The 4780-nt window shown below is 70.7% G+C and carries 6 protein-coding genes; 2 read left to right on the top strand and 4 right to left on the bottom strand.

Going from position 1 to position 4780, the window contains the following annotated elements; translation table 11 throughout:
- Nucleotides 1-24: 24 nt before the first annotated feature.
- The 4 genes from IJH84_RS15860 to IJH84_RS15845 form a co-directional block, all read right to left on the bottom strand.
- Entirely contained in the window at nucleotides 25-732 is a 708-nt protein-coding gene (locus tag IJH84_RS15860; RefSeq protein ID WP_295145793.1) for a GntR family transcriptional regulator, read from the bottom strand.
- Between the two features lie 19 nt (nucleotides 733-751).
- On the bottom strand, nucleotides 752-1513 hold the full coding sequence (locus tag IJH84_RS15855) for an aspartate/glutamate racemase family protein (RefSeq protein ID WP_200072515.1): 762 nt from the start codon (nucleotides 1511-1513) through the stop codon (nucleotides 752-754).
- A gap of 144 nt (nucleotides 1514-1657) precedes the next feature.
- The gene (locus IJH84_RS15850) at nucleotides 1658-2416 is read right to left on the bottom strand and encodes an Asp/Glu racemase (RefSeq protein ID WP_200072516.1); all 759 of its coding nucleotides are present in this window, start codon (nucleotides 2414-2416) and stop codon (nucleotides 1658-1660) included.
- A gap of 13 nt (nucleotides 2417-2429) precedes the next feature.
- Nucleotides 2430-2924: a DUF3830 family protein gene (locus tag IJH84_RS15845; RefSeq protein ID WP_200072517.1), complete on the bottom strand. Its 495-nt coding sequence runs from the start codon at nucleotides 2922-2924 to the stop codon at nucleotides 2430-2432.
- Between the two features lie 270 nt (nucleotides 2925-3194).
- Here IJH84_RS15845 and IJH84_RS15840 point away from each other — a divergent pair, with 270 nt between their 5' ends.
- Together IJH84_RS15840 and IJH84_RS15835 are read left to right on the top strand one after the other, a co-directional pair.
- Nucleotides 3195-4202 carry a D-2-hydroxyacid dehydrogenase gene (locus tag IJH84_RS15840; RefSeq protein WP_295145790.1) on the top strand — a complete coding sequence of 336 codons (1008 nt, stop codon included), beginning with the start codon at nucleotides 3195-3197 and terminating at the stop codon, nucleotides 4200-4202.
- The coding region (locus IJH84_RS15835) for an amidase family protein (protein WP_295145788.1) at nucleotides 4199-4780 on the top strand (582 nt) is incomplete at its 3' end. The genes IJH84_RS15840 and IJH84_RS15835, both read left to right, overlap by 4 nt.

Raw genomic sequence — 4780 nt, 5'->3', positions numbered from 1 at the left:
TCGTCGGGCCCTGGCCGCGCGGGATCAGTGCGCGGCGTCGGACAGGTGCGGGGTGTAGGCGTTGAGGCGTTCCAGCGCGTCGTTCATGTGCGCCTCCAGCCGCTGCAGCAGCAGCACCTCGTCCCCGTCCTCGATCGCGTCGACGAGCCCCGTGTGCTCGTCGACCAGGGTCTGGGCATCGGCGGTGTACTTGTCCTGCAGCGCGGTCAGGCACATCCGCTTTTCCACCAGCAGCGTCTGCGCCATCCGCTGCAGCCGCGGGCTGCCGGACACGCGCACCAGCGTCTCGTGGAACTCCTGGTCGGCGTCGCTGAGCTCGATCGCGTCGCCGCGCCCGGCGGCCGAGACGATCCGTGCCTGCGCCGCGGTCAGCTCCGCGACCGCTTCCACCCGGTGCTTGCGGATGATCCGCTCGCAGGCGGCCCGCTCCACGGCCAGCCGCGCCAGGTAGATGTCGGCCACGTCGTCGGCGTCCAACGTCGTGACGAACAATCCCCGGTGCGGCTCGCTGTGCAGCAGGCCTTCCTGCACCAGGCGCTGCATCGCCTCGCGCAGCGGGCCGCGGCTCACACCCAGCCGCGAGGACAGCTCCGCTTCGCCCATCTGCGTGCCCGGCGGCAGCGAGCCGTACATGATCGCCGAGCGCAGCTGGTCGGCCACGATCGCGGCAGTGGATTTGCGCTGCACCGGCTCTAACTCGCCGTGCTGGTTCTGCTCGTCGACACCGAGCACCTCACATCATCTCCTCGCATCAGCTCGAAACCGGGCCGGCTCCCCACTGCTGCGCCGTCGTCCCGGACTGCCGGAACAGGGTGCCCAGGCCCTCGTGCGGTCCTTTGTCCCCGGCCAACCGCAAGACCTCCCACGCGCTGACCTGGTTGGCGGTCAGCACCGGTTTGCCGATGCGCTGCTCGAGCTCGTCCAGCCACGCCGCGGTGTGCAGCGCGGTGTCCGGCATCAGCAGCGCCTGCGCCGTCGGGTCGTCGTTGGCCGCGGCGAACTCCAGCACCTGCTCGCGGCCCAGCGTGCCCACCTCGGCGGCGGTGACGATGCCGCGGCTGGACAGCCGGGTCACCTCGACGCCGCCGTGCGCCAGGAAGTCGGCGAACCGGTCGGCCACCTCCGACGGGTAGGTCGCCGCGACCGCGACCCTGCCGAGCCCGAGCCGCGCCGCGGCGTGCACGAACGCGAACGAGGTGCTGGAGGTCGGCAAGCCGGTCACGGCCTGCAGCTTCTCGACCTGGTCGCGCGCACCGTCCCAGCCGAAGACGAAACTGCCGCTGGTGCAGGCCCAGATGACCGCGTCCACCCCGTGCGCCAGCAGCTCCCGGGCTCCGTCGGCGAGCACCTCGGACGAACCGACGTCCAGCAGCGCGTCCACCCGGTGAGCGTCCTCCCGCATCAGCGTGTGCACCAGCGGCAGCCGGACCTGGTCACCGAAGATCCGCTCCAGTGCGGGGTAGTCGTCTTCGGCGCTGTATCCGGGGTAGAGAATCCCTGCGGTGATCGGCACCGGCAGCTCCCTCCTTGATTCGTCCGGTGGGGAAGGCGAGCACCGTCCCCACCGAAACGGCACCGGACCTGCGGTCGATTGTCGACAATGTTACCGCACGGTCCGATGCCGATCCCAATAGCGGAAATGCTTTCGTAACCGGTTTCAGGCCGCGGACTCGTCCAGGGCCTGCACCAGGCGCTGCTGCGGCGCGACCGCGGGCATCCCGATCGCGTGCAACGCGCCCCACATCGTGACCTGGTTGGCCGTGAGCACCGGCTTGCCCAGTTCCTGCTCCAGCGGCCCGATGATGTCGTAGGTCGGCAGGTTCGTGCAGCTGATGAACATCGCATCGGCCTCCGGGCGATCCGCCGAGCGCACGATGTCGACCACCTGGCGGTAGTTGACCTTCCAGATCTGACCGAGCAACCCCAGGCCCACGCTGGTGACCACTTCGATGTCGTGCTCGCCGAGGAAGCCCACCAGCCGCTCGGTCACGTTCTCCACGTATGGCGTGGCGATCGCGATGCGCCTGGTGCCCAGCGCGTGCAGCGCCTGCACCAGCGCACCGGAGGTGGTCACCGCGGCGGGCGCACCGGCCTCGCGCATCACCGTGACCAGGTTGCGCTCGCCGGCCGCGCCGTCGACGAAGCTGCCCGAAGCGCACGCGTAGGCCACCACCTCCGGCTCCGGTGAGAGCAGGTCGCGGGTGGCCGAGTGCACCGCGGCCTCGTCGGAGATCAGCGAGGCCATCTCCACCGTCATCGGCACCGGCACGAACGCCGTGCGGGTCAGGTACAACGTGACCTCGTCCGGCACCCACCGCCACAGCTCGCGGTCCATCGCCAGGTCGAACGGGGCGACCACGCCGACACCGCGCTGCGGCGCCGGACCGGACACAGCCCCGAGGAAGTCGTCCGGCATGCGGCGGCCCGCCTCAGCCCGAGTGGCGTTCGTAGCGCAGGCGCTCGCCGACGCTGCCCGAACGCCACACGTCGTTGCACGCCTCCGCGAACGGCCCCAGGTTCTCCACGATGGCGCCGTAGACGTTGCCCGGCACCCAGCCGACATCGCCGTTGAGCAGCAGGTTGTTGCGGCCGTAGAAGATCGCCAGGTCGATCACGCCGGGCAGCTCGTCGATGTCCTTCTCCTGCTTGAACTCGCGGTCGAGCATCCCGCTGTCGAAGGAGAAGTACACCAGGTCACCAGGGATCGGCGTGACCGTCGGGTTCTCCTGGCCCGGCTCCCGCTCGGCGAAGCGCGGGACCATCGTGTAGATCTCGTTGCGCGCGTACTTCGCGTGGTGCACCGGCCCGGCCTGCGGCAACGCCTGCCACACGGCCTCGCAGGTGCGGGGTGCGTCCTTGTCCAGCAGCTCCGCGACGCAGGACACGCCACGCTTTTCCAGCGTGATCGACAGGTACCTGGGCATCGGTGAAATTCCGTTTCGGTGAGGGTGCGAGTGCATGGGTCTCCGCATGTCTCGGCTCGCGCCCACCTGACTCGGCTCACCGCCGATGGGGACCACGCCGTGCCCTGCATCGGGCCGGAGACGTGCCACCGCAGCCGGGCGCCGCCCGGCGGGGTACCTGCGGATTGTTGACAATCCTACGAGTGCTTTCTAGCGTGTCAATCCCCGGTACCGCACGGCCCGGCCTGCGACGACGCGCCGCCCACTCCCCGCCCACTCCGAAGGCAGCTCATGACCCAGCACCCGCCGACCGTCGTCGTACTGCACGGGGGCACCCCGCCCCCGGTGATGGACCGGATCGAACAGATCGCCTCGGTCCGCTACGCCACCGAACCCGAACTGCCCGCCGCCCTGCCGGGCGCCGATGTGCTGTTCGTCTGGGACTTCCGCTCCGACGCGGTCGCCGAATCCTTCGCCCGCGCCGACGCGCTGCGCTGGGTGCACGCCGCCAGCGCCGGAGTGGACCGGCTGCTGTTCCCGCAGATGCTGGAGTCCGCGGTCGCGGTGACCAACTCCCGCGGCGTGTTCGACCAGCCGATGGCCGAATACGTGCTGGCCACGGTGCTGTCGTTCGCCAAAGACCTGCACACCAGCGTCCGGCTGCAAGACCGCAAGCAATGGCGGCACCGCGAAACCGAACGCATCGCGGGCAAGCACGCGCTGATCGTGGGCACCGGGCCGATCGGCCGCGCCATCGCCACCCAGCTCTCCGCCGCGGGGCTGCGCGTGTCCGGAGCGGGCCGCGTGGCCCGCGACGACGACCCCGACTTCGGCACCGTGCAAGCCTCCGCCGACCTCGCCCTCGGCGACGTCGACTACCTGGTGCTGGCCGCGCCGCTGACCGAACAGACCCACGGGCTCATCGACGCCGACGCCCTCGCCCGGTGCAAACCCACCGCGCGGCTGATCAACGTCGGCCGCGGCGAACTCGTCGTGCAACCCGACCTCGTCGAAGCGCTCGAAGCAGGCCGGCTCGGTGGCGCCGCGCTCGACGTGTTCGACACCGAACCGCTGCCGCAGGACTCGCCGCTGTGGGAGATGCCGAACGTGCTGGTCTCACCGCACATGTCCGGCGACACCGTCGGCTGGACCGAGGAACTCGTGCAGCTGTTCCGGGAGAACCTGCGCAGCTACGCCGCAGGTGGCCCGCTGCGCAACGTGGTGGACAAGCAACGCGGTTATGTCAGCGGCCCCGGCGATGCCGGCGGCCAGACCAGCGGAACGGAGCGCGATCGATGACCTCGACCCCCGAAGCAGCGGCATCAGCGACAACCGCCACCCCGGTTTCCGCGGCCGATCTGACCGCCACCGAGCTACTCGCCCGCTTCCACACCGGCGAGCTGTCCCCCGTCGAAGCGACCGAAGCCACCCTGGCCCGCATCGCCGAAGCCGACCAGGCCGTCAACGCCTTCTGCCTCGTCGACCGCGAGCGCGCGCTGCAGCAGGCCCGCGCCTCCGAAGCCCGCTGGGCACGCGGCGAACCAGACGGCGCGCTCGACGGCGTGCCCACCTCGATCAAGGACATCTTCCTGACCAAGGACTGGCCCACGCTGCGCGGCTCCCGCACCGTCGAGCCCGCGCAGAGCTGGACCGTCGACGCGCCCACCGTCGCGCGGCTGCGCGAGCACAACGCGGTGTTCGTCGGCAAGACCACCACGCCCGAACTGGCCTGGAAAGGCGTCACCGACAACACCTTGAACGGCATCACCCGCAATCCGTGGGACACCGCGCGCACGCCGGGAGGTTCCAGCGGCGGCGCGGCCGCGGCGGTCGCGCTGGGCATGGCGCCGCTGGCGATCGGCACCGACGGCGGCGGC

The sequence above is a fragment of the Saccharopolyspora sp. genome (genome assembly GCF_017434145.1).
Taxonomy (GTDB): Bacteria; Actinomycetota; Actinomycetes; order Mycobacteriales; family Pseudonocardiaceae; genus Saccharopolyspora_C; species Saccharopolyspora_C galaxeae.
Note: the sequence above shows the minus strand (reverse complement) of the source record. Positions and strands in the feature narration are given on the sequence as shown.